The sequence below is a fragment of the Cupriavidus sp. 01L43 genome (assembly GCF_056399925.1).
In genome coordinates this window covers 182,314-204,654 of sequence record NZ_JBFTSH010000001.1, presented here as the reverse complement: position 1 = coordinate 204,654, position 22,341 = coordinate 182,314, and the positions used below count along the sequence as shown (strand labels likewise).

Sequence of the window (22,341 nt, the reverse complement as noted above, 5' to 3'; positions counted from 1 at the left end):
TTATTTTTTCTCGCGCACTTTTCGACCCGGACGGAGACCTTGCCGGCGGCGCGATCCACGCAGTTCCCCCCTACCTGCCCCGTCCCATGACGTTGCCTCACGCCGCCGTTCCGCCGATCAGCTGGCTGATCGCCCTGACGGTGTGCAATCACGTGGCGTTCAACGCCAGTCGCGTCGTCGTTTCCCTGTTTGCAATCTCGCTCAAAGCCTCCACGGTCACGCTCGGCATGCTGATGGCGCTCTATGCGCTGCTGCCGATGTTCCTGGCGATCCGCGCCGGGCGCCGTATCGACGAGATCGGCCCACGCCTGCCGATGACGGCGGGCTCGCTGATGGTGGTGGGCGGCACGCTGCTGCCGGCGATCTGGCCGGAAATCGGCGCGCTCTACGTCGCGTGCGCGCTGATCGGCGTCGGCTTCATGCTGGTCCAGGTGGCCATGCAGTTGTTGATCGGGCAGGTCTCCACGCCCGACACGCGGCTGCGCAACTACACCTATCACGCGCTCGGGCTGTCCGTGTCCGGCACGCTCGGCCCGGTGGTCATGGGTTATGTCATCGAACACGCTGGCTTCCGGCCCGCGTTCTGCGTGCTGGTGGTGGTTGCGCTGCTCGGCCAGGCCGGGCTCCAGTACGTGCGGCCGCGCCTGCCGGCCACGGGCGGCAACGCCGGGCGGATCGCGGTGGAGGACGGCAGCCGCCGCTCCACGCTGGACCTGCTCCAGCATCCCGAACTGCGCGCGGTGTTTATCGCCAGCGCGGTGCTCTCGGCCGCGTGGGACCTGCACGCGTTCCTGATCCCGATCCAGGGCTCGCGCATCGGCCTGTCGCCGTCGTCCATCGGCTGGGTGCTCGGCGCGTTCGCCCTCGCCACGCTGGCCATCCGCATTGCCATGCCGCTGGTGTCGCGCCATTTGTCTGAATGGAAGATCATTCGGACCGCGCTGATGGTGGGCGCCATGGCCTACCTCGTCTACCCCTTCGTCGCCGAATTCTGGCTGATGTGCGGGCTGGCCTTCGTGCTGGGCCTCGCGCTCGGCAGCGCACAGCCCAATGTGATGAACATCCTCCATACCGCCTCGCCCTCGGGCCGCGCCGGGGAGGCCCTCGGGCTGCGCTCGGCCGTGCTCAACACCAGCCAGGTGGTGTGGCCGCTGACCTTCGGTGTGGTCGGCACGGCGCTCGGCATGTTGCCGATCTTCCTCTCGATGGCAGGCGCGATGGGCATGGCGGGCTATTACTCCCGCAACCAGTCCCGCAAGCCGCGAGTGGCGGAGATCGAATAAAGCTTAAAACAAGCGCGGCGATTTGCGACACCGCAAATGCGCTGCGCGGCGCATTCGCTATACTCGAAGTGCATCTTCCTTCGTGATCGCGACATGACCCAACTAGCCGACCTGCGCCGCAACTACATGCTGAGCGCGCTTTCCGAATCCGACGTGGCCGCCGACCCGATCCGCCAGTTCCAGACCTGGTTCGACGAGGCGCTCCAGGCCAAGCTGCCCGAGCCGAATGCCATGACGCTGGCCACGGTTCATGCCGACGGCCAGCCGTCCGCGCGCATCGTGCTGTTGAAGGGCATGGACGCCAACGGCTTCACGTTCTTCACCAACTACGAGAGCCGCAAGGGGCTCGACCTGCAGGCCAACCCGCGCGCGGCGCTGCTGTTCCACTGGGTACAGCTCGAGCGGCAGGTGCGCGTGGAAGGCATCGTGGAAAAGGTGGATGAGGCCGAGAGCGACGCGTATTATGCCTCGCGCCCGCTTGGCTCCCGGCTGGGCGCGTGGGCGTCCGAGCAAAGCCGCGAGGTGCCCGGCCGCGACGTGCTCGAGGCCCGCGAGGCCGACTTCCGCAGCAAGTTCGGCGAGAACCCGCCGCGCCCCGCGCACTGGGGCGGCTATCGCGTGGCGCCCACCTGGATCGAGTTCTGGCAGGGCCGCCCGTCGCGCCTGCACGACCGCATCGGCTATCGCAAGCAAGACGACGGCAGCTGGAATATCGTGCGGCTGTCGCCCTGAATCCCGCGCCGCGTACTTGTCTGCCTGTTCAGACAAGTACGCGGCAGACAGCGGCGTCCGGGGACGCGCACTGCACAATCCAAACTTTTGGCGTAAAGTTTTAGGGTCGTACGAGAGGTGTGCCGCAACCAATTCGGGAGGAAGCCGCATGTTTTTCAAACAAGCCCTGGACAAGCAGCTCGACAGCTGGATCGCCGACGTGCGCGAGCACGCCAACCTGCCGGTGAAGCTCCGGCTCTGGAATGGCAAAGAGTACCCGCTCGGCCATTTCGAGAAGCCCGACGTCACCCTGACGGTACGCGAGGCCACCGCCCTGCCGCTGCTGCTGGTACCCAGCCTGGACAACCTCGGCGAGGCGTATGTCCAGGAAAAGATCGACCTCGAAGGCCGCCTGGCCGACATCATCAACGTCGCCTTCGGCTTCTCCGCCGCAGCCGCGCGCAGTGCCGGCGGCGCCCTCGCCCGTGTGGCCGAACACTTCACCCATACCAAGCAGGAAGACCAGGCGTCGATCCAGTATCACTACGACGTCTCGAACGACTTCTACAAGCTCTGGCTCGATCCGAACATGGTCTATTCGTGCGCGTACTTCGAGCACGGCAATGAAGACCTCGCCACCGCGCAGCTGAAGAAGATCGACCACATCCTGACCAAGATCCGGCTCCAGCCGGACCAGACCCTGCTCGATATCGGCTGCGGCTGGGGCGCGCTGGTGCTGCGCGCCGCGCAGAAGTTCGGCGCGCGCTGCGTGGGCATCACGCTCTCGCAGAACCAGTTCGACCTCGCCACCGAACGTGTACGCGCCGCCGGGCTGTCTGACCGCATCGAGATCCGCCTCMAGGACTACCGCGACACCGCCGGCCAGTTCGACCGCATTACCAGCGTCGGCATGTTCGAGCACGTGGGCAAGGCCAACCTGCCGGCCTATTTCGGCCGCATTCGCGACTTGCTGGCGGACGACGGCGTGGCCATGAACCACGGCATCACCTCCACCGACCCGCACAGCGGCGAGGTGCCGATGGACGGCTCGGGCTTCATGGATCGCTACGTGTTCCCGCAGGGGGAGCTGCCGCACATCGGCATGGTGCTCCAGACCCTGCAGCAGGGCGGGCTCGAAGGCTTCGACGTAGAATTGCTGCGCCGGCACTACGCCCAGACGCTGTTCCACTGGGCCAACAACTTCGAGGCCAACGGCGAGACGATCCGGAAGATGGTCGGCGAGAAGAAATACCGCATCTGGCGCATCTACCTGGCCGGTACCGCCCACGCGTTCACGACCGACCAGATGTCGATCTACCAGGTGGTGTGCCACAAGGCGCGCCGCCCGGCCGACACCCTGCCTTGGTCGCGACGCTATATCTATGACGCCACGATCGGCAATGCCGTCAGAATCGATTGAACGATACGCTTGACCTGTTCGGCGATGCACCCGCATCGCCGCTCCCCGCCTCCTCCGAACCCTCGCCAGCCGCCGATCCTGCGGCTGGCGAACTGCCCAAGAAGAAGCCCGCCGGCAAGGTCGTCGCGCCGTGGACGCCCGACGCCGCGCTGGTCGCGCTCGGCCAGCGGCTGCCGCCCAACCTCCATTTCGGCACCTCGTCGTGGTCATATCCGGGCTGGCACGGGCTGGTCTACGATGGCCAGTACAGCGAGAGCCTGCTCTCGCGCAAGGGGCTGCGCGCCTGCGGCCAGCATCCGCTGCTGCGCGCGGCGGGGATCGACCGGGGCTTCTACGGGCCGATCCCGCTGACCGACTATATGCAGTATGCGGCACAGGTGCCCGAGGGCTTCCGCTTCCTCGTCAAGGCGCCGGCCAGCGTTTGCGATGCTTGGTTGCGCGGGCCCGATGGCGCCGGGCGGTTGCCGAACGCGGGCTTCCTCAATCCCGAGATCGCGATCCGGGACTGCATCGTGCCGGCCACAGGCGGGCTCGGCCAGCATTGCGGGCCGCTGCTGTTCCAACTGTCGCCGCTGGCGGGCGTGGGCGATGACGGCCCCGCCCTCCTCGCCCGGCTGGACGCCTTCCTGGCCGCGCTGCCGCCGCTGGACCCCACCCTGACCCCGCACGCCTGCTACGCGGTGGAGATCCGCGACGCGGCCCTGCTCACGCCGCGCTACATCCGCCTGCTGCGGGACCGTGGCGTGCGCTTCTGCCTCGCCGCGCGCGACCGCCTGCCRCCCGTGGCCCGCCAGTCCGCCGCGCAGGCGTTGATGGACGAGGGCGCGCCCGGCCCGCTGGTGCTGCGCTGGATGCTGCGCGAAGGCCGCTCCTATGCGATGGCCGAGAAGGCCTACGGTCCATTCGACAAGATCGTCGAACCTGACCCGGAGACGCGCGACGCCATTGCCGATGTGGTGGCGCGCACGCTGCGCACGGGCCAGCCGGCCTACGTGATCGTCAGCAACAACGCCGAAGGCTGCGCGCCGCTGAGCATCGCGCGGCTGGCCGAGGCCATCGCGGACCGGCTCTGAACGCGTATCGGGCCAGCCGGCGCGAAAGACCCTACCGTCGGGCAAATGTCCGGACTCCGCTACAATCGGGGGACGATCGGCGCCGGGTTTCGGCCGCCGCGATTCCGGCCCGTTTTGTACGAAATCCCACCGACGCGCCCCTGCGCGCGGCGCAAGGTGACATCCGTACAAGGCGTACCGGCTGACGATGCAATGAAAATCATGGATTTGTGTGGAGCCCGAGACATGGGCATGCCTGCCGAGGACGACGACCCCATCACGGGCCGCAAGGCCGCCTCGCCCGACTTCGATTCGCAGCATTTCAAGCGGACGCTGTCGCAGTTCGCCACCGGCGTGACCGTCATCACCACGCGCGCGGCGGGGCATCCGTACGCCAACGGCGCGCCGTTCGTCGGCATCACAGCCAGCTCGTTCAACTCGGTCTCGCTGGACCCGCCGCTGGTGCTCTGGAGCATGGCCAACCGCGCCAACAGCCTGCCGATGTTCCGCGATGGGACGCACTACATCATCAATGTGCTCTGCGCGTCGCAAATGGATCTATGCCAGCGCTTCGCCTCGCTCAAGGGCGACCGCTTCGCCGGCGTGGACTACCGCCTCTCCGAAACCGGCCTGCCGATCCTCGCCAACGCGCTGGCCTGGTTCGAATGCCATAACCGCAGCCGCTACGACGAAGGCGACCACGTGATCTTCGTCGGCGAAGTGGAGCGCTGCGGTCTGCAGGACTGCGGCGGCCAGCCGCTGGTGTTCCAGGGCGGCCAGTTCTCCACGGTCTCGCCACTGGACCGCTAAGCCGTCCCCCTCCCTCCCCTACGCTTTCCCGCCCTGGTCGGCATGCAGCGCCGCCAGCGGCGAACCATCCGTTTTGATCCGCTGGAGCACGATGTTCGAGCGGATATCCATCACCCCCGGCGTGCGGTAGAGCCGGTTGACGATGAAATCCGAGTAGTGCTTCAGGTTGCGCGCCTGCACGCGCAGGATGTAGTTGCTGTCGCCGGTAATCACATAGGCGGTCAGCACTTCCGGCCACGCCTGCACGGCCGCGTTGAAGGTGTCGTGCCAGCCTTCGAGGTCGTGGCGCATCGACACCTGCACGATGGCCTCGATCTCCAGCCCCAGCCGCTCGGCATCGAACCACGCGCGATAGCCGCCGATCACCCCCTGCTCCTCCAGCAAGCGCACGCGCCGCAGGCACGCGGAGGGTGATAACGCCACTTTGTCGGCCAGATCCTGATTGCTGATGCGGCCGTTCTCCTGCAGGCAGGTGAGGATGCGCAAATCGATGGGGTCGAGGGTCATTGCGGTCTTTGTCGCAGAATCTGCGAATTTCAATTCAATCTACACAATTCTATGCGAAACATGCCCCGCCAGACGGGGCATTTCGCAAGCCTCTTCTGGGCGCTTTTGACTATGATGCGGTCATCGACGCGACGATCTTCATGATCCCTGCCGCCCCCATGCCCCACGCCCCCGATTTTCACGATGCCCGCCGTATTTGGGACATCACCCCACCCGTCTCACCGGCCACGCCGGTGTGGCCCGGCGACACTCCGTTCCAGCACGACCCCGCCTGGGTGATGGATGGCCAGTGCCCGGTCAATGTCGGCCGGATGACGATGTCGCCCCATACGGGCGCCCATGCGGATGCCCCGCTCCACTACGTGGCCGATGGCGCGCCGATTGGGGCGGTGCCGCTCGACGCCTACCTCGGCCCGTGCCGCGTGATCGACTGCATCGGCGCCGGCCGGCACGTGTTGCCGCGCCACGTGGAAGCCGCGCTGGCCGGCACGCCGCCGCGCGTGCTGCTGCGCACCTACGCCACGGCGCCGCAGGGCACGTGGGATGCGGACTTCTGCGCGGTGGCCGCCGAGACGATCGCGCTGCTGGCCCGCCACGGCGTGAAGCTGGTCGGCATCGACACCCCCTCGCTAGACCCCCAGGACTCGAAGACGATGGACGCGCACCACGCCGTGCGCGACCACCGGCTTGCCATTCTCGAAGGCATCGTGCTCGACGACGTGCCGGCGGGTGATTACGAACTGATCGCCCTGCCGCTGCGCCTTGCCACGCTCGATGCCAGCCCGGTACGCGCCATCCTGCGCGCCCTCGCCTGACCTTTTTCAGAATCGTCTGATTTCCAGCCCATGAATTTGACCCGTGAATACTGCGTCGCGCTCGACCGTGACGACCCCCTGCGCGGCCTGCGCGAGCAGTTCGCGCTGCCTGCCGGCGTGATCTATCTCGATGGCAATTCGCTCGGCGCCCGTCCGCGTGCCGCCGCCGCGCGCGCCGCCGAAGTGGTGTCCGCCGAATGGGGCGAGGGCCTGATCCGTAGCTGGAATTCGGCGGGCTGGTTCGATCTGCCGCGCCGGCTCGGCAACCGGCTGGCCCCGCTGATCGGCGCCGGGCACGACGAGGTGGTGGTCACCGACACGACCTCGATCAACCTGTTCAAGGTGCTGGCCGCCGCGCTGCGCGTGCAGCAGCAACGCGACCCGGCACGCCGCGTGATCGTCTCCGAGGCCAGCAACTTCCCGACCGACCTCTACATCGCCCAGGGCTTGGCCGACCTGCTCCAGCAAGGCTACTCGGTGCGCCTGGTGGACAGCCCGGCCGAGATCGAAGCCGCCGTGGGCCCCGACACCGCTGTGCTGATGCTGACGCACGTCAACTACAAGACCGGCGAGATGCTCGACATGGCCGGACTGACCGAACTGGCCCACGCGCGCGGCGCGCTGACGGTGTGGGATCTCGCCCACTCGGCCGGGGCGGTGCCGGTGAACCTGACCGCGGCCGGCGCCGACTACGCCATTGGCTGCACCTACAAGTACCTGAACGGTGGCCCCGGCTCGCCGGCCTTCGTCTGGGTGGCGCCGGCGCTGCGCGACGCGTTCTGGCAACCGCTGTCCGGCTGGTGGGGCCATCAGGCGCCGTTCGCGATGTCGCCGCAGTACCGCCCCACCGAGGGCATCGGCCGCTTCTTGTGCGGCACGCAGCCGGTGACCTCGCTGGCGATGGTCGAATGCGGGCTGGACATCTTCGCCCAGACCAGCATGACCGCGCTGCGCGCGAAGTCCCTGAAACTGACCGATGCGTTTATCGCGCTGGTGGAGGCGCGTTGCGCCACGCACCCGCTGACCCTGGTCACGCCGCGCGAGCACGCCCGGCGCGGCAGCCAGGTCAGCTTCGTCCATCCGGACGGCTACGCGCTGGTCGCGGCGCTGATCGAACGTGGCGTGATTGGCGACTATCGCGAGCCCGGCATCGCCCGTTTCGGCTTCACGCCGCTCTACACAAGCTTCACGGAAGTCTGGGACGCCGTGGAGATTCTGCGAGACGTGCTCGACAGCGGCGCCTATCGCGACGCGCGCTTCGCCGTGCGGACGGCAGTGACCTGAGCGGAGCGGACCATGAGCGAATTCAAGGGATGTCCGATGGGACACGGCGCATCGGCCAACACCGGCGATGCGGCGGACGACAAGTGGCACGGCGCGCAGATGGACTTCGCGCAGGACATGAGCTACGGCGACTACCTGGGTCTGGACCAGATCCTGAGCGCCCAGCATCCGCGCTCGCCGGACCACAACGAAATGCTGTTCATCGTCCAGCACCAGACCACGGAACTGTGGATGAAGCTGATGCTGCACGAGCTGCGCGCCGCGCGTGATGGCGTGCGCAACGACGAACTGCGCCCGGCCTTCAAGATGCTCGCGCGCGTGTCGCGCATCATGGACCAGCTGGTGCAGGCGTGGAACGTGCTGGCGACGATGACGCCGCCCGAGTATTCGGCGATGCGGCCCTACCTGGGCGCGTCATCGGGGTTCCAGTCGTACCAGTATCGCGAGATCGAGTTCATCCTCGGCAACAAGAACGCGGCGCTGCTGCGCCCGCACGCGCACCGGCCCGAGCATCTGGCGCTGGTGGATGCCGCGCTGCACACGCCGTCGATGTATGACGAGGCGATCCGCCTGATGGCGCGGCGCGGGTTCCAGATCGACGCCGAGGTGGTGGAGCGCGACTGGACCCAGCCGACGACCTACAACGCGTCCGTGGAGACAGCCTGGCTCGAGGTGTATCGCAATCCGTCCAAATACTGGGAGCTTTACGAGCTGGGCGAGAAGTTCGTCGACCTCGAAGATGCTTTCCGGCAATGGCGTTTCCGCCATGTGACCACGGTGGAGCGCGTGATCGGCTTCAAGCGCGGCACCGGCGGCACCGAGGGCGTCGGCTACCTGCGCAAGATGCTCGACGTGGTGCTGTTCCCGGAACTGTGGAAGCTGCGCACGGACCTTTGATGGCAAATACCCCGCGTTCGATCAGCGCGCGCCGGGGTCGGACAGCCGCGCGCCCAGCGCCTGCAGCGCCGGGGCCAGGGTCTCGTGGAACACCTGCTCGGCCACCGTGCCATACGACGCGCTGCAGCTAATCATGTGCAGGTCCTTCTCCCCCACCGGCCGGAACGCCACGGCGCAGGCGTGGATAGCGGGATGCCAGTCCCGGAACGAGGCCGAATAACCCAGCCGCTCAGCCTCGGCCAGCGCGGCGCGCATCGGCGCCTCCTGCTGCTTCCACTGCTCCGGATAGGCCAGTGCGAATTCGCCCAGCACGCGCTCGCGTCGCGCGGCCGGCAGCGCGGCCAGATAGGCGCGCCCCATCGAACTCGACATCAGCGAGAGCCGCGACCCCACGCCGAGGCCGAGCATCACGCCGGCGTCATTTCGTATCGATTCGAGATAGATCACCTCCATCCGCTCGCGCTTGCCGAGCGACACCGACACGCCATACGCCTGCGCGAACGCCAGCATGTGGGGACGCGCCAGCGCCACCACGTCCGAGGCGGATAAATACGAGAAACCGAGCGCCAGCACGCCGGCATCGAGCGCGTATTTGCCCAGGCTGTCGTCATAGCGCAGGTAGCCCAGCTGCACCAGCGTGCCGGCCAGCCGGCTGACCGTCGCCTTCGGAAAACCGGTGCGGCGCACGAAATCCTGATTGCCGAGCATCGCCTCGCCGGTGCGGAAGCAACGGAGCAGTTCCAGGCCGCGCGCCAGCGCCGTCACGAAGTTCGGATCGCTTTCGCGCGCGGGGCGCTCGGTATCGGCGTTTGCCGCCGGGGCGGGCAATGAGGAAGTGGCCAAGGCGTGGCTCCATGAGAAGAATGATCCACCTGTCATGCGGCAGGGCGGGATCGGGTCCACCCCCCCTGTTGCACTGCGGATCGGTTCGGCTATACTAGCTCATCGGAACAAGGTTCCGCAATGCGGAACTTCACTACACTTGTTCGAGGGTGCCCCCCGCCCCTCGGCGCGCCACCAAAGAAGGAGACCTCCATGGCTGCCAATGCCGAATTCAACTGGATCGACCCCCTGCTGCTGGACCAGCAACTGACCGACGAAGAACGCATGGTGCGCGATGCCGCCGCCGCGTACTCGCAGGACAAGCTGATGCCGCGTGTGCTCCAGTCCTTCCGCAACGAGAAGACCGACATCGAGATCTTCCGCGAGATGGGCGAACTGGGCCTGCTGGGACCGACCATTCCCGAGCAATACGGCGGCCCGGGCCTGAACTACGTCAGCTACGGCCTGATCGCACGGGAAGTGGAGCGCGTGGATTCCGGCTATCGCTCGATGATGAGCGTGCAGTCGTCGCTGGTGATGGTGCCGATCTATGAATTCGGCACGGAAGCCCAGAAGCAGAAATACCTGCCCAAGCTGGCTACCGGCGAATGGATTGGCTGCTTCGGCCTGACCGAGCCGAATCACGGCTCCGACCCGGGCTCGATGATCACCCGTGCCAAGAAGGTGGACGGCGGCTACGAGCTGTCCGGCGCCAAGATGTGGATCACCAACTCGCCGATCGCCGATGTCTTCGTGGTCTGGGCCAAGCTGGTCGGCGACGACGGCAAGGACGCCATCCGCGGCTTTATCCTCGAAAAAGGCTGGAAGGGCCTGTCCGCGCCGGCCATCCACGGCAAGGTGGGCCTGCGCACGTCGATCACGGGCGAGATCGTGCTCGACCAGGTCTTCGTGCCGGAAGAGAACCTGATGCCGGGCGTGAGCGGCCTCAAGGGCCCGTTCACCTGCCTGAATTCGGCCCGCTACGGCATTGCCTGGGGCGCGCTCGGCGCCGCCGAGTTCTGCTGGCACACCGCCCGCCAGTACACGCTGGACCGCAAGCAGTTCGGCCGCCCGCTGGCCGCCACGCAGCTGGTGCAGAAGAAGCTGGCCGACATGCAGACCGAGATCACGCTGGGCCTGCAAGGCTGCCTGCGCCTGGGCCGCATGAAGGACGAAGGCACGGCCGCCGTGGAAATCACGTCGATCATGAAGCGGAATTCGTGCGGCAAGTCGCTCGACATCGCCCGCGTAGCCCGCGACATGCTCGGCGGCAACGGCATCTCGGACGAATTCGGCGTGATCCGCCATGTGGTCAACCTCGAGGTGGTCAACACCTACGAAGGCACCCACGACATCCACGCGCTGATCCTGGGCCGCGCCCAGACCGGCCTGCAAGCCTTCTTCTGATCGCGGTTTTTCAGCGGAAGACGATGTAAAAGAGCCCGGCAAGCCGGGCTTTTTTACACTTGCCTGCCTGCCTGCCGGCCGGCTTACTTGTTCGGCTGGGGCGTCAGGCGCAGGTAGGGGCGAACCGCCTTGTAGCCCTTCGGGAATTTCTGGCGGATGATCTCCTCGTCCTTCAGCGACGGCACGATCACCACGTCGTCGCCGTCCTGCCAGTTGCCCGGCGTGGCCACGCTGTGGTGGTCGGTCAGTTGCAGGGAATCGATGACGCGGAGGATTTCGTTGAAATTTCTACCGGTACTGGCCGGGTAGGTAATGATCAGTCTTACCTTCTTCTTCGGATCGATCACGAACAGCGAACGGACGGTCAGCGTTTCGTTGGCGTTCGGGTGAATCATGTCGTAAAGCTCAGACACTTTGCGGTCCGCATCGGCCAGAATCGGGAAATTCACCGAGGTCGACTGGGTGTCGTTGATATCGCCAATCCAGCCTTTATGGGACTCCACGCTGTCCACGGACAGGGCAATGGCCTTGACATTACGCTTCTCGAACTCGCCTTTCAGCTTGGCGGTCAGGCCCAGCTCGGTGGTGCAGACCGGGGTGTAGTCCGCCGGGTGCGAGAACAGCACGCCCCAGCCGTCGCCCAGCCAATCGTGGAAGCGGATGCGGCCCTCGCTCGATTCTTGCTCGAAGTCCGGGGCGATGTCGCCAAGACGCAGTGCCATTGTTGAAAATCTCCAGGGGGAAGGTTGAAGGAACCAGCTTAGTTGGATTGCGATCCAACCGAAACGAATATAAAGTCACTATAAAATCACTCGAAGTCATAAAGACGGTCGGGTGAGCGGCTTGCCTTGAAACGATGGGTTGCCGCCACATATCCTAAGTGGAAGACAGAAAGCGCCACAAGCGATAGCGAGCAAGGCAAAATGTCACCATTCGAACCAACCGCCCGCAAACAGGAGAAACTGATGAGCGATGTGAAGACCGTTCTGTCCGATGCCGAAGAACTGCTTAAGCAAGCGGCCTCGACCACCGGCGAGAAGGCTGCCGAGTTGCGCGAGCGCGGCATGGGCCTGCTGAAGCAGGCCAAGGAAAAAGCCCAGGATCTGCAGGACGCCGTGGTCACCAAGAGCAAGGCCGCCGCGCGTGCCACCGACGACTACGTGCATGACCACCCGTGGAAGGCCGTGGGCGTGGCGGCCGGCGTGGGCCTGCTGATCGGCCTGCTGCTGAACCGCAAGTAAGACAGGCGCAAGCCGGCCGGCATCCGGGCCCCGCGCCCGCGCCGGCCCGCGCCGAAGGCCCGGGAGGCGCGGCGCCATGCCGCCGCCCGGTCCGCTCATCGAGGATGCCGCCAATCTTGGCGCATCGATTCTTCGCCGGAGCCGCATGAGCGAATCCCCTTCCCCCAAGTTCCTGGACTCCCTGCGCAACCTGACCGGTTCGATGGTGTCGATGGTCCAGACGCGCCTGGAACTTGCCAGCGTGGAACTGGCCGAGGAACGCACCCGGCTGATGAAAGTCGCCCTGCTGGCCTGCTTCGGGCTGGTATTTTTCGGCATGGCGCTAATGACGTTTACGATTCTCGTCGCCATCCTGTTCTGGGAAACCTACCGCTGGCAGGCCATCGGCGCGATCGTCGTGATTTATCTGGTCTGCATGGCCGCCTGCCTGCTTACCGCGCGCCGCATGGTGCGCAACGCCCCGCCGCTGTTCGCGGACACGCTCGCCGAACTCGACAAGGACCGGGAGATGCTGCGCCGATGACCACGCCCGACGACGACTCCATGGACGAACGCCGCGCCGAGCATCCGCGCCCGGTGCGATTCTCGCGCGAGGTACAGCTGCCGCTGGCCGTCCGCAAGGAACTGCTGATCACCCGCGCGGCACTGGAACGCTACGACGCCGTGCAGGCGCTGCGCCAGGTACGCGGCGGCGCACGCCGCATGACCAACCTGGGCTCCTGGCTGCCCCGGCTGACCCGGCCCTCGGGCTGGCTCAAGATGCTGGGCGTGACGCGCGAATACCCGATGCTGAGTACCGCCATCACCCTGGCGATGCCGCTGTTGCGCCGGACCGCCATCGGCCGCGTGGCCTGGAAGCTGTCGAAATACGGCATGGTCGCTGGCGCCGGATACTGGGCCTACAAGACCTGGCAGGACACGAAAGCCCCGGCCAGCGCGGCCGAGGTCGTGGCCGCGAAGGCGTTCGATACCGGCTTCCGGGATCCGCTGGTACCGTCCCCCACGCCGGACGCACCGCCGCCGGCCCAGCCCTGAACCTGCCCTGAACCTGCCCTGAACCTGCCTTAGAGGGTGACGGCGAACCGCTCGGCGCCGTCCACCACCACGGCGTTGCCGCGCGCGAAGGGCAGCGGCGCGCCGATCAGCTGCCCCTGGGCGTAGTCCACGCCCAACGCCTGCAGCCGCTCCCGCATGGCTTCCGACTCGACGAATTCGGCGATGGTCTTCTTGCCCATCGCGTGCCCGATCCGCTGGATCACCTCCACCATCACCGCATTGACCGGGTCATCGAGCATCTCGCGCACGAAGCTGCCGTCGATCTTCAGGTAAGCCGCTGGCAGGTGTTTCAAATAGGCGAATGACGACATGCCCGCGCCGAAGTCGTCGAGCGCGAAGACGCAGCCCATGCCCTGCAGTTGCTCGATAAAGGCCGCCGCCTGCGCCAGGTTGTTGATCGCCGCCGTTTCCGTGATTTCGAAACAGATGCCGGACAAAGCGATGTCATGGCGGATGGCCTGCTGCCGCACGAAGCCGGGGAAGTGCGCGTCGGCCAGCGAGGCACCGGACATGTTGATGGAGCACATGCCGATCTCGCCAGGCCGCTCGATTTGGAGCCGCGCCAGCGCCGCGAACGCGGTTTCCACGACCCATCGGTCGATCATCGGCATGAGGTTGAAGCGCTCGCACGCTGGCACGAAGGCCATCGGCGGCACCAGCTGGCCCTGCTCGTCCACGAGGCGCAGCAGCACTTCGATATGCCGCCCTGCCGCGCCTGCCGAATCCGATTCGGACGGCTGCAACGGCACGATGTCCTGCGCGTAGAGACAGAAACGCCCCGCGCTCAGCGCCGCGTGCACCCGGCTGACCCACTCCATCTCGCCGTGCCGGGCGCGCACCACACTGTCGTTCGGCAGATACACCTGCACGCGGTTGCGGCCGCCCTCCTTCGCCATGTAGCACGCCGCATCAGCTGCGCTCAGCGCCTCCTCGACCTTGCCGGTACCGGCATCGATTCGTACCAGTCCGATGCTGACACCCAATGAGAAGATTCTCTGCCGATGCGCATAGCGGAACGTGGCGATGGCACGACGCAGGGCCTCGGCCACGCGTTCGCCATCGCCCGCATCGCAGTGTTCCAGCAGCACGCCGAACTCATCGCCGCCAAGCCGCGCCAGCGTATCGCCCTTGCGCAGTTGCTGGCGCATGACGGCGGCCATCTGGCGGATCAGCTCGTCGCCGGCGGCATGGCCGCAGGTGTCATTGACCACCTTGAACTGGTCGAGATCGAGGTACATCAGCGTGTGCGCGGCGCCCTCCTGCCGCACGCGGGCGATGGCGGTGGCCACGCGGCGCTCGAACTCGACACGGTTGACCAGCCCGGTCAGCGCGTCGTGGCTGGCCTCGTGCGCCAGCTGGGCGGCGTGGGCGCGCTCCATGCTCACGTCGTGCAGCACCAACACCACGCCGATGGCGTGCCCGCCCTTGTCCCGCATCAGCGCCACCGATGGCTTGACCACCACCGGGCCGCCGCCGGCACGCCCCGCCAGCAGCATCACGCACTGGCTCGGCCAGCGGTCTTCCAGCGCGCGCGGCACCAGGTCGGTCACCGGCGTGCAGGTCGATTCGTCCAGCAGCGGGCAAACCTGGGCCAGGAAGCAGCCGGCTGCCTCGGCCTCGGACCAGCCGGTCAGCCCCTCCGCGGCGGGGTTCATCGAATCGATGCGGCCCCAGACATCGGTCGTCACCACCGCCTCGCCGATGGCGCGCAGCGTGACCTGCGCCCGCTCCTTCTCGGCGAACAACTGCGCCTCGAAGCGCTTGCGGTCGGAAATGTCGCTCAGGGAGCCCGCCATCCGCACCGCCTTGCCCACCGGGCTGCGCACCATGCGGCCGCGCGCGCGGACCCACAGGTAGCCGCCCTGCTTGCGGCGCAGGCGGATCTCCACGTCGTACGGCGTGCCCTCGCGCACGTGGCGGGCCAACTGGCGGTCGAACTCGGCGACGTCGGCCGGATGCATCAGGGCCAGCAGGGTTTCGCGTGCGTGCGGCAACTCGTCGGCGCCAAAGCCGAGCATCTCCGCGCAGCGCGGCGAGAAATAGAGTTCGCCATGGTGGGGATGCCAGTCCCAGAGGCCATCGTCGCTGCCCGCCACGGCCAGTTGCAGCCGCTGCTCGCTCTTGGCCAGCGCGGCGCGCAGCTCACGCTCCTTGCGCTGGGTGCGCATCGACAGCCATGAGGCACAGCCCAGCAACAGGATCGTCAGCAGGACGGTGCCGGACAGCAGCACGCCCCGCACACGCCGCGATGCCTGGCCGAGCGTGGCCGAGAACGCAATCTCCATCGGGCCGAGCCGCGCGTCGAGTTCGGCAATCTCGCGTTGAAGCGGCGGCAGGCAGGCCGCTTCGTCCCGCGCGCCGACACATTCTCGCAACTTGTCTGCCACGACGGTCAGACGGGCGATGTCCACGTCGGCGGCGGCCCAGACGGCAATCGCCTGGTCGATTTCGGTCACATTCCGGAAATAGCGGTACAGCCGGATCATCCCGGGGATGTCGTCGGGGTGGTTGCCGCCGACGAGCAGGCCTTCCACGGCGACCTGACGATCGAAATCCGGACGTTTTTCGAGTTCGAGACGCGCCTGCTTGTCGCCGAGGGGCACGGCGATGGCACGCCGGTAGGCGGCGAAGTCGGCAGGGTCGCGCGAGTCGGTGTAGCGCAGCAGATGCATCACCGCATCTTTCTGCCCCTTCGACCACAGGCTCTCGCCCGCCACGAAACCGCGCGCGGCGGACAACATGTCGACGCTGGCCAGACAGAACAATGCGAGCGCCACCACCACGGGCAGGAACGGCCAGATGATGCGCAGAACATGCTCATTGACCGGGAGGGCAGTACCGCCTTGCTGCATAGACACTTCCCGCGCCGGCGTGCGGCGCTCACCCATTGGACGAATGAACCGATGGCCACGCCGGCGTGCAGCGTGCCAAGTGCATTTTCGATGACCGGGAATGGGGCTGTCTCTAACTCAGACTGGTTAATTGGACCCTAGCGGCTGACGAACACCGCCAGCAGCAGGATCGCGTTCAGTACCAGCAGCATGCCGAGCACAATCGCCACGCGGGACATGGCCGGATGATGTCGGGCCACACCGGCCACACCGGCCGTGCCCGCGGCTTCCGGCTGGCCCTCCGCCTGCGGCGCCCGTCCGCGGCGCTTCAGGACCCAGTCCAGTCCGACGCTTGTCACCAGCAGCAGCCCTAGCCACAGCAGCCAGGCCCAGGCCATCGCATGCCGGGTGGAGAAGGTGGCGAAAGCGGCGCCGATCTCCTCCTTGGGCAGCGGCGGCCGGGTGTCGTGCACCGATGAAAGCAGCGACGACTGCGGGAGGGCGTCAGGCGCGGTCGCCATCGTCATCGCCAGCACCGGCTCGGCGTCGGGCAACATGGGGGGCGATGCGGCGGCGGAGGGTGCGGCAGGAACGAGGGTCGCCGGCGGAAGCTCCGGGCGGGCCGGGATGGCGAATTCCTGCGCGGGCCGCGCCTGCAGCGGCCTGGCCGGCGGCTGCGCGGGCGGCCGCCCGGCGGACAGCCGGTCGCTGCGGTGGCGCCACCACTCGGCGAACACGGCGTCGAGGCACGGCACGGAAGTACAGGCATCGCGCTTGCGTCGCCACGCCTGCAAGTCGCCCATGCGCAGGGTGCCGGCGCGCAGTTGGCGGCGCTGGTCGTCGTCGATGCGCACGTAGCCCATGTGGAGCATCGCGTATTCGCAGATCATGCGCTGGGCCACGGGGCGGCGGTCCGCCGGGCTGCCGCAGCGCTGGCCGGGCGATACCAGATCGTCGCAGCGCACCGCGGCGGACTGCGGCGCCAGTTGGCAGGCGAAGTCAGACGCCTGCGCGCCGCCCATCGCGACCAGCCCCCACGCCAGCAGCGCGGCCAGGCGAGCCAGAAGCCTGTTCATCGTGTCGTCTCATCGCCATCGAAATGAGGGGTTCGCGCGCTGGCAGAGGCGCGCGGGATGAACCATGGATTGTGGACGCGCGGCGCAGGAGTTCTGTGCGGTGGCGAACGCCGGAGGCGGAAAGACAAAACAAAAAGGGCCTGTGACTTGCGCCACAGGCCCTTCTGCAATGCTGGTGGGTCGTGCGTGACTCGAACACGCGACCAACGGATTAAAAGTCCGCTGCTCTACCGACTGAGCTAACGACCCGCAAAAATCGAATCCGCGATTATAGAGAGCTACCTGTCAGGCGTCAACCCTCAGACCATGCGCTCCAGCCGCCATATCTGGTACTTGAAGGCCAGCCATGCGCCGACCACGATGCCTGCGAGCGCGATGAACGAGCCTACGGCCAGCGTCGACACGCCCGAGAGCCCCTGCCCGATCGTGCAGCCCAGTGCCGTCACCCCGCCCGCGCCCATCAGCATGCCGCCCACCATGTGGTTGGCCACATCCTCGGCATTGCCGAAGCCTTCCCAGCGAAACGTGCGCGTGGCCAGCGCGTACACCGCCGCGCCGGCAATCACGCCAATCACACTGACGATGCCGATGGTCAGCACCTTGCTCTTGTCGCTGAACATCATCAGCCAGTCCAGCGTGTAGGCGTACGGCGCCACGAAGCTCAGACTTTCCATCCGGCCGCTATTCGTGCTGACGAACAGTTCCTCGAGCGTGTTCGGGTCTTCCGACACATAGCCAAGATGGCCGGACACGTACCACATGCCGACGATGATCAGCCCCACGCCAAGGCCGCCGAGCACGTTGTCGAAGCTACGGAACCCGCGTCCCGCCAACGCCCACAGCACCAGCACCGCGCCGATCGCCCCGCCCAGCACCAGTTGCAACGTGCCGCGCGCGATGCCACTGCCCTGCGCCACCAGCGACGGCAGGTCCTGCGTGACGGGCAGCGCCACGGCCACCGTGTCGACCGTGTTCACGCGAACCACGCCAAACAGCCCGCGCAGCGTCATATAGGCGGAGAGCCCCAGGAACACAAACACCACCAGCGACTTCAGGTTGCCCGCGCCGATGCGCACCAGCGTCTTGCTGCCGCAGCCGGAGGCCAGCACCATGCCGAAGCCGAACATCAGCCCGCCCACCGCCGCTGACAGCCAGGCCAGCTTCGCGGAGGTGTAGATCGTCTTGGTCGGATCGATCTGGCCGGCCCAGGCCAGCGCGCCGGTGCCGATCATCGCCACGCCGATGGCCATGACCCACATGCGCATGCGGCTCCAGTCGCCGATGTTCACGATGTCCGAGATGGCGCCCATCGTGCAGAAATGCGTGCGCTGGAGAATGGCGCCGAACAGGAAAGTCAGGGCGAACGTGCTCCACAGCACGGTGTGGGAGAGCGCGGGGATGTCGATGTCAGGCATGGTGGACCGGGGGTGACTCGTATTTTTATGATGTGCTGGCGCGGGGATCGATCAGGCAGCGGCCTGGTAGCGCGTGGGGTCGGGCACGCCCGCCGTCTCGAAGCCGGCGCGACGGATGCGGCAGGAGTCGCACACGCCACAGGCGCGGCCTGCGTCGTCGGCCTTGTAGCAGGAGACGGTCAGGCCGTAGTCCACGCCCAGCTTCACGCCCGCGCGGATGATCTCGGCCTTGGTCATGTCGATGATGGGCGCGTGCACGTGGAAGCGGTCGCCCTCCACGCCAGCCTTGGTGGCCAGGTTGGCGAGCGCCTCGTAGGCGGACACATACTCGGGACGGCAGTCAGGATAGCCGGAGTAGTCCACGGCGTTAGCACCGAAGAACAGGTCGCGGCCGCCGATCGCCTCGGCCCAGCCCAGGGCCAGCGACAGCATGATGGTGTTGCGGGCCGGCACGTAGGTAATCGGAATGCCGCCCGTGGCGCCGTCGGTCGGCACGTCGAGGGTATCGTCGGTCAGCGCGGAGCCGCCGAAGCGGCGCAGGTCGAGGTCGATGATCTCGTGACGCTTGGCGCCCAGCGCCGCCGCCACCAGCTTGGCGGCCTCCAGCTCGGACGAATGGCGCTGGCCGTAGCGCATGGACAGCGCGTAGGTTTCAAACCCGGCGGCGTTGGCCATGGCGAGGACGGTGGCGGAGTCGAGTCCGCCGGAAAGCAGGACGATGGCGCGTTTGGTCATGATCGGGGGCGCGGACGGCGCGGAATGGGGGTCGCTGACTGCGAAAGCGCGTATTTTAGCGCGCCGGCGGGCCGCCCCCAATCAGGCTGGACTGATGGCGCCCATCGCCCGGCTTCCTTCCATGGTCGCAAAGCCCCAAAAGAAAAAGCCCGCCAGAATTTCCAGCGGGCTTCCTCCTGCAACGGTACTGCCAGGCAGTACCGGTTACTTCAGGGTCTTCAGCCGGTTGCTCGCGGCCTGGGCCCCTTCCGTGCCCGGATACTTGGCCACCACCGTCTCCAGCGTCTTCTTCGCCGCGGCCTTCTGGCCGGACTCAAGCTGGTTGTTGGCGATGGCGATCATGGCGTCCGGCACCTTCGGATGTGAAGGGTTGGCCGACACCATGCTCTGCAGGACCGTCGTCGAGCCCTTGTAGTCACGCTGCGCGTAGAGCGAATTGCCGAGCCAGAACTGCGCCAGCGGCAGGTAGGGGCTTTGCGGATACTTCTTGGCAAACGCCGAGAACGCATTGCCCGCACCCTTGAAATCGCCCGACTGGAACTGCTTCAGCGCCGCGTCGTACTCGGGCTTCTCGGTCGGTTGGGCCATGCCCTCCCGGCCGTCCACGGTCACCTGTTGCGGCTCGAACTTCTTGAGCCGCGCGTCCAGGTCAGCGTAGTAGTCCTTCTGCTGCTTCTGCAGCGTATCCACCGCGTTCTGGAGCACCTCGTTCTGACCGCGCAGGCGGGCCACCTCTTGCCGCAGACCTTCGAGCTGGTTCTGCATGTCGAGCTGGGCCTTGCTGCTCTGGTCGATGCGCTGTGAAGCCGTTGCCTGGAAACCGTTGAACTGGTCCCGCAACGTGATCACGGCGCGGCGCGCCTCGTCGTCGTCGAAGACGCCGGCGTGTGCGGACGTGGCTGCCAGCAAGCCGCCTGAGACGGCTGCCAGCCACAACAGGGTGGATGCGCGAGCATTCATGAAGACTTATCCGTAGATCAGTAGGCGATGTCGGCGCGACGGTTCTCGGCCCACGAGGCTTCGTCGTGACCGGTGGCCTTCGGCTTTTCCTTGCCCAGGCTCACGGCTTCCATCTGCGACTCGGGCACGCCGAGCGACGACAGCGAACGGCGCACGGCCTCGGCACGCTTCTGGCCCAGGGCGAGGTTGTACTCGCTGGTGCCGCGTTCGTCGGTGTTGCCCTGGATCAGGATCTTGCGACCCTTGTTGGCGCCCAGGTACTGCGAGTGGGCCTGCAGCAGGCTCTGGTAGTCAGACTTCACGCTGTAGCTGTCGAAGTCGAAGTACACGCTGCGCTTGGCCAGCGGGCTGTTCGGATCGTTCAGCGGGTCACGCGAGACGTCCACCGGCGCCACGGCGCGCGGGTCGGTGGTCGGCGCAGTGCCGGTACCCGACTTGGCGGTGTCATCCAGCTTCACGCCGGAGCTGCAGGCGCCCAGTGCGAGCAGGGCGGCGAGGGCGAGCGACTTGGTCATCATTTGGGACATGGCAATAACTCCTCTTTTTTCTATTGCACTATTGCATGAAAGGACCCCAGGACGGCTCGCGAACCTCGCCGGACTGGAGAGACAGCACCTGCTTCGTACGGCCATCCGTGGACACCGCCGCCAGCACCGAGCGGCCGCCCACGCGGGTGGCGTAGAGAATGTACTTGCCGTTGGCGGCGAAGCTCGGGGCTTCGTCATTGGACGTATCGGTGAGGGACGTCACGTCACCGTTGGAGAGGTCCTGCAGCTGTAGCTTGAAGCCGCCCGAACGCGAGATGAAGGCCAGGTACTTGCCGTCCGGCGAGAGGCGCGGACTGACGTTGTAGTTGCCCTTGAACGTCACGCGTTGCGCGGCGCCGCCCTCTTCGCCCGAGGCCGGCATGCGGTAGATCTGCGGCGCACCGCCGCGATCGCTCGTGAAGTAGATGCTCCGGCCGTCCGGCGAGAACTGCGGCTCGGTGTCGATGGCGCTGCTGCGCGAGATGCGGCGCAGGCCCGAACCATCGGCATTGACCAGGTACACCTGCGTGTTGCCGTCGCGCGAGAGCGCCAGCGCCAGACGCTGGCCATCCGGCGACCACGACGGCGCGCTGTTGTTGCCCTTCTGGTTCGACACCAGCGTGCGCTTGCCCGTGGCCAGGTCGTGCACGTAGACCACCGGCTTGCGCGCCTCGAAGGAGACGTAGGCCACGCGGCGGCCGTCAGGCGACCATGCCGGCGAGATGATCGGCTCGGTGCTGGTCAGCGCGATCTGCGCGTTCTGGCCGTCCGAATCGGAAATCAGCAGCTGGTAGCGGTTGCCCACCTTCGACACGTACGACAGGCGCGTGGCAAACACGCCGCGCTCGCCGAGCAGCTTCTCGTAGATGTAGTCGGCGATCTTGTGCGCGGTCACGCGCAACTGGTTCTGGCCGACCGTGAAGGCCAGGCCGCCCAGGCTCTGGCCCTTGACCGTGTCGTACAGGCGGAAACGCACCTCGTACTGGCCGTTGCCGGCGGGGGTGACGCTGCCGGCCACGAAGGCATCGGCGCCGCGCGACTTCCAGCTACCCAAATCCACCTGGGCCGATTCGGCCACGGTGGCGCCGCCCGGATCCACGTTGCGGAAGCGGCCGCTGTTGACCAGGTCACTGCGGATGATGGCGGTCAGGTTCTGTGGGGCCTGCGCCTCGCCCTGGAAGTTGGCGGTGGCCACCGGGAACTGGTTCGAGCCAACTCCGGTGATTTCCACATTCAATTGYGCGTGTGCGACGCCGGCCGACATCAGTGCGGCCGCCAGCCAGGCCATCAGCGCGTAGCGGCTTTGCTCACGCGTGGGCTGGGTGGCGGGCGACGATGTGGATTGAGCGTTGTGCCGCCTTGCGGACAGCCAGTTGGGGGCCCAAAGCTTTCGCATGCTGCTCCTCAGTCGATATCAGGATTCATCGGTACGGCGGGCACAGCAACTACAGCAGGACGGGCAACGCGCCGCTTGGCGCATGGCCCGTTCTGC

At 66.7% G+C, this 22,341-nt stretch carries 22 protein-coding genes and 1 tRNA gene; 12 read left to right on the top strand and 11 right to left on the bottom strand.

Annotation, left to right across the window (positions count from 1 at the left end; genetic code table 11):
* Positions 1–86: 86 nt before the first annotated feature.
* The 5 genes from AC1DP9_RS00980 to AC1DP9_RS00960 all read left to right on the top strand — a co-directional run bounded on the left by AC1DP9_RS00980 (position 87) and on the right by AC1DP9_RS00960 (position 5,276).
* Positions 87–1,283 carry an MFS transporter gene (locus tag AC1DP9_RS00980; RefSeq protein WP_092290470.1) on the top strand — a complete coding sequence of 399 codons (1,197 nt, stop codon included), beginning with the start codon at positions 87–89 and terminating at the stop codon, positions 1,281–1,283.
* Between the two features lie 93 nt (positions 1,284–1,376).
* Positions 1,377–2,015 (top strand): pyridoxamine 5'-phosphate oxidase, encoded by a 639-nt coding sequence (gene pdxH, locus AC1DP9_RS00975; RefSeq protein ID WP_092290875.1) that lies wholly within the window; start codon positions 1,377–1,379, stop codon positions 2,013–2,015.
* Positions 2,016–2,163: 148 nt separating this feature from the next.
* Positions 2,164–3,414: a class I SAM-dependent methyltransferase gene (locus tag AC1DP9_RS00970; protein ID WP_477106383.1), complete on the top strand. Its 1,251-nt coding sequence runs from the start codon at positions 2,164–2,166 to the stop codon at positions 3,412–3,414.
* Entirely contained in the window at positions 3,411–4,487 is a 1,077-nt protein-coding gene (locus tag AC1DP9_RS00965; protein ID WP_477106382.1) for a DUF72 domain-containing protein, read from the top strand. Before AC1DP9_RS00970 ends, AC1DP9_RS00965 begins: the two co-directional genes overlap by 4 nt.
* A 225-nt stretch (positions 4,488–4,712) precedes the next feature.
* On the top strand, positions 4,713–5,276 hold the full coding sequence (locus tag AC1DP9_RS00960; RefSeq protein ID WP_092290476.1) for a flavin reductase family protein: 564 nt from the start codon (positions 4,713–4,715) through the stop codon (positions 5,274–5,276).
* An 18-nt stretch (positions 5,277–5,294) separates the two neighbouring features.
* On the opposite strand, the gene AC1DP9_RS00955 is transcribed toward AC1DP9_RS00960, so the two are convergent.
* On the bottom strand, positions 5,295–5,783 hold the full coding sequence (locus AC1DP9_RS00955) for an Lrp/AsnC family transcriptional regulator (protein WP_092290478.1): 489 nt from the start codon (positions 5,781–5,783) through the stop codon (positions 5,295–5,297).
* Positions 5,784–5,941: 158 nt separating this feature from the next.
* Between AC1DP9_RS00955 and kynB the strand changes: the two genes are divergently transcribed.
* Genes kynB through kynA form a run of 3 tightly spaced genes read left to right on the top strand, consistent with a single transcriptional unit; the run spans position 5,942 to position 8,779 of the window.
* Positions 5,942–6,598 (top strand): arylformamidase, encoded by a 657-nt coding sequence (gene kynB / locus AC1DP9_RS00950; protein WP_477106381.1) that lies wholly within the window; start codon positions 5,942–5,944, stop codon positions 6,596–6,598.
* Between the two features lie 30 nt (positions 6,599–6,628).
* Positions 6,629–7,882, top strand: coding sequence for a kynureninase (gene kynU / locus AC1DP9_RS00945; RefSeq protein WP_477106380.1), 1,254 nt, complete (start codon positions 6,629–6,631; stop codon positions 7,880–7,882).
* 12 nt (positions 7,883–7,894) lie between these two features.
* Complete coding sequence (gene kynA, locus AC1DP9_RS00940) at positions 7,895–8,779, top strand: tryptophan 2,3-dioxygenase (RefSeq protein WP_477106379.1); 885 nt, start codon at positions 7,895–7,897, stop codon at positions 8,777–8,779.
* Between the two features lie 21 nt (positions 8,780–8,800).
* Here the strand turns inward: kynA and AC1DP9_RS00935 are convergent, their stop codons facing one another.
* Complete coding sequence (locus AC1DP9_RS00935; RefSeq protein WP_092290486.1) at positions 8,801–9,622, bottom strand: IclR family transcriptional regulator; 822 nt, start codon at positions 9,620–9,622, stop codon at positions 8,801–8,803.
* Between the two features lie 192 nt (positions 9,623–9,814).
* Between AC1DP9_RS00935 and AC1DP9_RS00930 the strand changes: the two genes are divergently transcribed.
* Positions 9,815–11,008: an acyl-CoA dehydrogenase gene (locus AC1DP9_RS00930; protein WP_092290488.1), complete on the top strand. Its 1,194-nt coding sequence runs from the start codon at positions 9,815–9,817 to the stop codon at positions 11,006–11,008.
* 83 nt (positions 11,009–11,091) lie between these two features.
* Here the strand turns inward: AC1DP9_RS00930 and AC1DP9_RS00925 are convergent, their stop codons facing one another.
* Entirely contained in the window at positions 11,092–11,730 is a 639-nt protein-coding gene (locus AC1DP9_RS00925; RefSeq protein WP_092290490.1) for a peroxiredoxin, read from the bottom strand.
* A gap of 201 nt (positions 11,731–11,931) precedes the next feature.
* On the opposite strand from AC1DP9_RS00925, the gene AC1DP9_RS00920 reads away from it, so the two are divergent.
* The 3 genes from AC1DP9_RS00920 (at position 11,932) to AC1DP9_RS00910 (ending at position 13,284) form a co-directional block, all read left to right on the top strand.
* A complete protein-coding gene (locus AC1DP9_RS00920; protein ID WP_313818631.1) occupies positions 11,932–12,249 on the top strand; it encodes an ElaB/YgaM/YqjD family protein in 318 nt (105 codons plus the stop codon).
* A 145-nt stretch (positions 12,250–12,394) separates the two neighbouring features.
* The gene (locus AC1DP9_RS00915) at positions 12,395–12,772 is read left to right on the top strand and encodes a phage holin family protein (protein ID WP_092290877.1); all 378 of its coding nucleotides are present in this window, start codon (positions 12,395–12,397) and stop codon (positions 12,770–12,772) included.
* Positions 12,769–13,284 carry a DUF3318 domain-containing protein gene (locus AC1DP9_RS00910; protein ID WP_092290495.1) on the top strand — a complete coding sequence of 172 codons (516 nt, stop codon included), beginning with the start codon at positions 12,769–12,771 and terminating at the stop codon, positions 13,282–13,284. Before AC1DP9_RS00915 ends, AC1DP9_RS00910 begins: the two co-directional genes overlap by 4 nt.
* A gap of 29 nt (positions 13,285–13,313) precedes the next feature.
* Here AC1DP9_RS00910 and AC1DP9_RS00905 read toward each other — a convergent pair whose 3' ends face one another.
* The 8 genes from AC1DP9_RS00905 to tolB all read right to left on the bottom strand — a co-directional run bounded on the left by AC1DP9_RS00905 (position 13,314) and on the right by tolB (position 22,245).
* Complete coding sequence (locus tag AC1DP9_RS00905) at positions 13,314–16,157, bottom strand: EAL domain-containing protein (RefSeq protein WP_092290498.1); 2,844 nt, start codon at positions 16,155–16,157, stop codon at positions 13,314–13,316.
* 137 nt (positions 16,158–16,294) lie between these two features.
* Positions 16,295–17,212 (bottom strand): hypothetical protein, encoded by a 918-nt coding sequence (locus AC1DP9_RS00900; RefSeq protein ID WP_477106378.1) that lies wholly within the window; start codon positions 17,210–17,212, stop codon positions 16,295–16,297.
* Positions 17,213–17,385: 173 nt separating this feature from the next.
* Positions 17,386–17,461 (bottom strand) — tRNA-Lys (locus AC1DP9_RS00895).
* A 50-nt stretch (positions 17,462–17,511) separates the two neighbouring features.
* Positions 17,512–18,627: a YeeE/YedE family protein gene (locus AC1DP9_RS00890; protein ID WP_477106377.1), complete on the bottom strand. Its 1,116-nt coding sequence runs from the start codon at positions 18,625–18,627 to the stop codon at positions 17,512–17,514.
* 51 nt (positions 18,628–18,678) lie between these two features.
* Positions 18,679–19,362 carry a 7-cyano-7-deazaguanine synthase QueC gene (gene queC / locus AC1DP9_RS00885; RefSeq protein WP_092290504.1) on the bottom strand — a complete coding sequence of 228 codons (684 nt, stop codon included), beginning with the start codon at positions 19,360–19,362 and terminating at the stop codon, positions 18,679–18,681.
* Positions 19,363–19,566: 204 nt separating this feature from the next.
* Positions 19,567–20,322 carry a tol-pal system protein YbgF gene (gene ybgF, locus AC1DP9_RS00880; RefSeq protein ID WP_441644008.1) on the bottom strand — a complete coding sequence of 252 codons (756 nt, stop codon included), beginning with the start codon at positions 20,320–20,322 and terminating at the stop codon, positions 19,567–19,569.
* A gap of 17 nt (positions 20,323–20,339) precedes the next feature.
* On the bottom strand, positions 20,340–20,849 hold the full coding sequence (pal, locus tag AC1DP9_RS00875) for a peptidoglycan-associated lipoprotein Pal (RefSeq protein WP_177219835.1): 510 nt from the start codon (positions 20,847–20,849) through the stop codon (positions 20,340–20,342).
* Between the two features lie 28 nt (positions 20,850–20,877).
* The gene (tolB, locus tag AC1DP9_RS00870) at positions 20,878–22,245 is read right to left on the bottom strand and encodes a Tol-Pal system beta propeller repeat protein TolB (RefSeq protein ID WP_092290508.1); all 1,368 of its coding nucleotides are present in this window, start codon (positions 22,243–22,245) and stop codon (positions 20,878–20,880) included.
* Positions 22,246–22,341 lie beyond the last annotated feature (96 nt).

Excerpts from the sequence above, each read along its gene's own strand:
- kynA (WP_477106379.1), top strand. The coding sequence starts at position 7,895 with ATGAGCGAATTCAAGGGATGTCCGATGGGACACGGCGCATCGGCCAAC.
- AC1DP9_RS00920 (WP_313818631.1), top strand. The coding sequence starts at position 11,932 with ATGTCACCATTCGAACCAACCGCCCGCAAACAGGAGAAACTGATGAGC.
- pdxH (WP_092290875.1), top strand. The coding sequence starts at position 1,377 with ATGACCCAACTAGCCGACCTGCGCCGCAACTACATGCTGAGCGCGCTT.
- AC1DP9_RS00910 (WP_092290495.1), top strand. The coding sequence starts at position 12,769 with ATGACCACGCCCGACGACGACTCCATGGACGAACGCCGCGCCGAGCAT.
- queC (WP_092290504.1), bottom strand. The coding sequence starts at position 19,362 with ATGACCAAACGCGCCATCGTCCTGCTTTCCGGCGGACTCGACTCCGCC.
- kynU (WP_477106380.1), top strand. The coding sequence starts at position 6,629 with ATGAATTTGACCCGTGAATACTGCGTCGCGCTCGACCGTGACGACCCC.
- AC1DP9_RS00900 (WP_477106378.1), bottom strand. The coding sequence starts at position 17,212 with ATGAACAGGCTTCTGGCTCGCCTGGCCGCGCTGCTGGCGTGGGGGCTG.
- AC1DP9_RS00890 (WP_477106377.1), bottom strand. The coding sequence starts at position 18,627 with ATGCCTGACATCGACATCCCCGCGCTCTCCCACACCGTGCTGTGGAGC.
- pal (WP_177219835.1), bottom strand. The coding sequence starts at position 20,849 with ATGTCCCAAATGATGACCAAGTCGCTCGCCCTCGCCGCCCTGCTCGCA.
- AC1DP9_RS00980 (WP_092290470.1), top strand. The coding sequence starts at position 87 with ATGACGTTGCCTCACGCCGCCGTTCCGCCGATCAGCTGGCTGATCGCC.
- AC1DP9_RS00955 (WP_092290478.1), bottom strand. The coding sequence starts at position 5,783 with ATGACCCTCGACCCCATCGATTTGCGCATCCTCACCTGCCTGCAGGAG.
- AC1DP9_RS00905 (WP_092290498.1), bottom strand. The coding sequence starts at position 16,157 with ATGCAGCAAGGCGGTACTGCCCTCCCGGTCAATGAGCATGTTCTGCGC.
- AC1DP9_RS00930 (WP_092290488.1), top strand. The coding sequence starts at position 9,815 with ATGGCTGCCAATGCCGAATTCAACTGGATCGACCCCCTGCTGCTGGAC.
- ybgF (WP_441644008.1), bottom strand. The coding sequence starts at position 20,322 with ATGAATGCTCGCGCATCCACCCTGTTGTGGCTGGCAGCCGTCTCAGGC.
- AC1DP9_RS00915 (WP_092290877.1), top strand. The coding sequence starts at position 12,395 with ATGAGCGAATCCCCTTCCCCCAAGTTCCTGGACTCCCTGCGCAACCTG.
- AC1DP9_RS00925 (WP_092290490.1), bottom strand. The coding sequence starts at position 11,730 with ATGGCACTGCGTCTTGGCGACATCGCCCCGGACTTCGAGCAAGAATCG.
- kynB (WP_477106381.1), top strand. The coding sequence starts at position 5,942 with ATGCCCCACGCCCCCGATTTTCACGATGCCCGCCGTATTTGGGACATC.
- AC1DP9_RS00960 (WP_092290476.1), top strand. The coding sequence starts at position 4,713 with ATGGGCATGCCTGCCGAGGACGACGACCCCATCACGGGCCGCAAGGCC.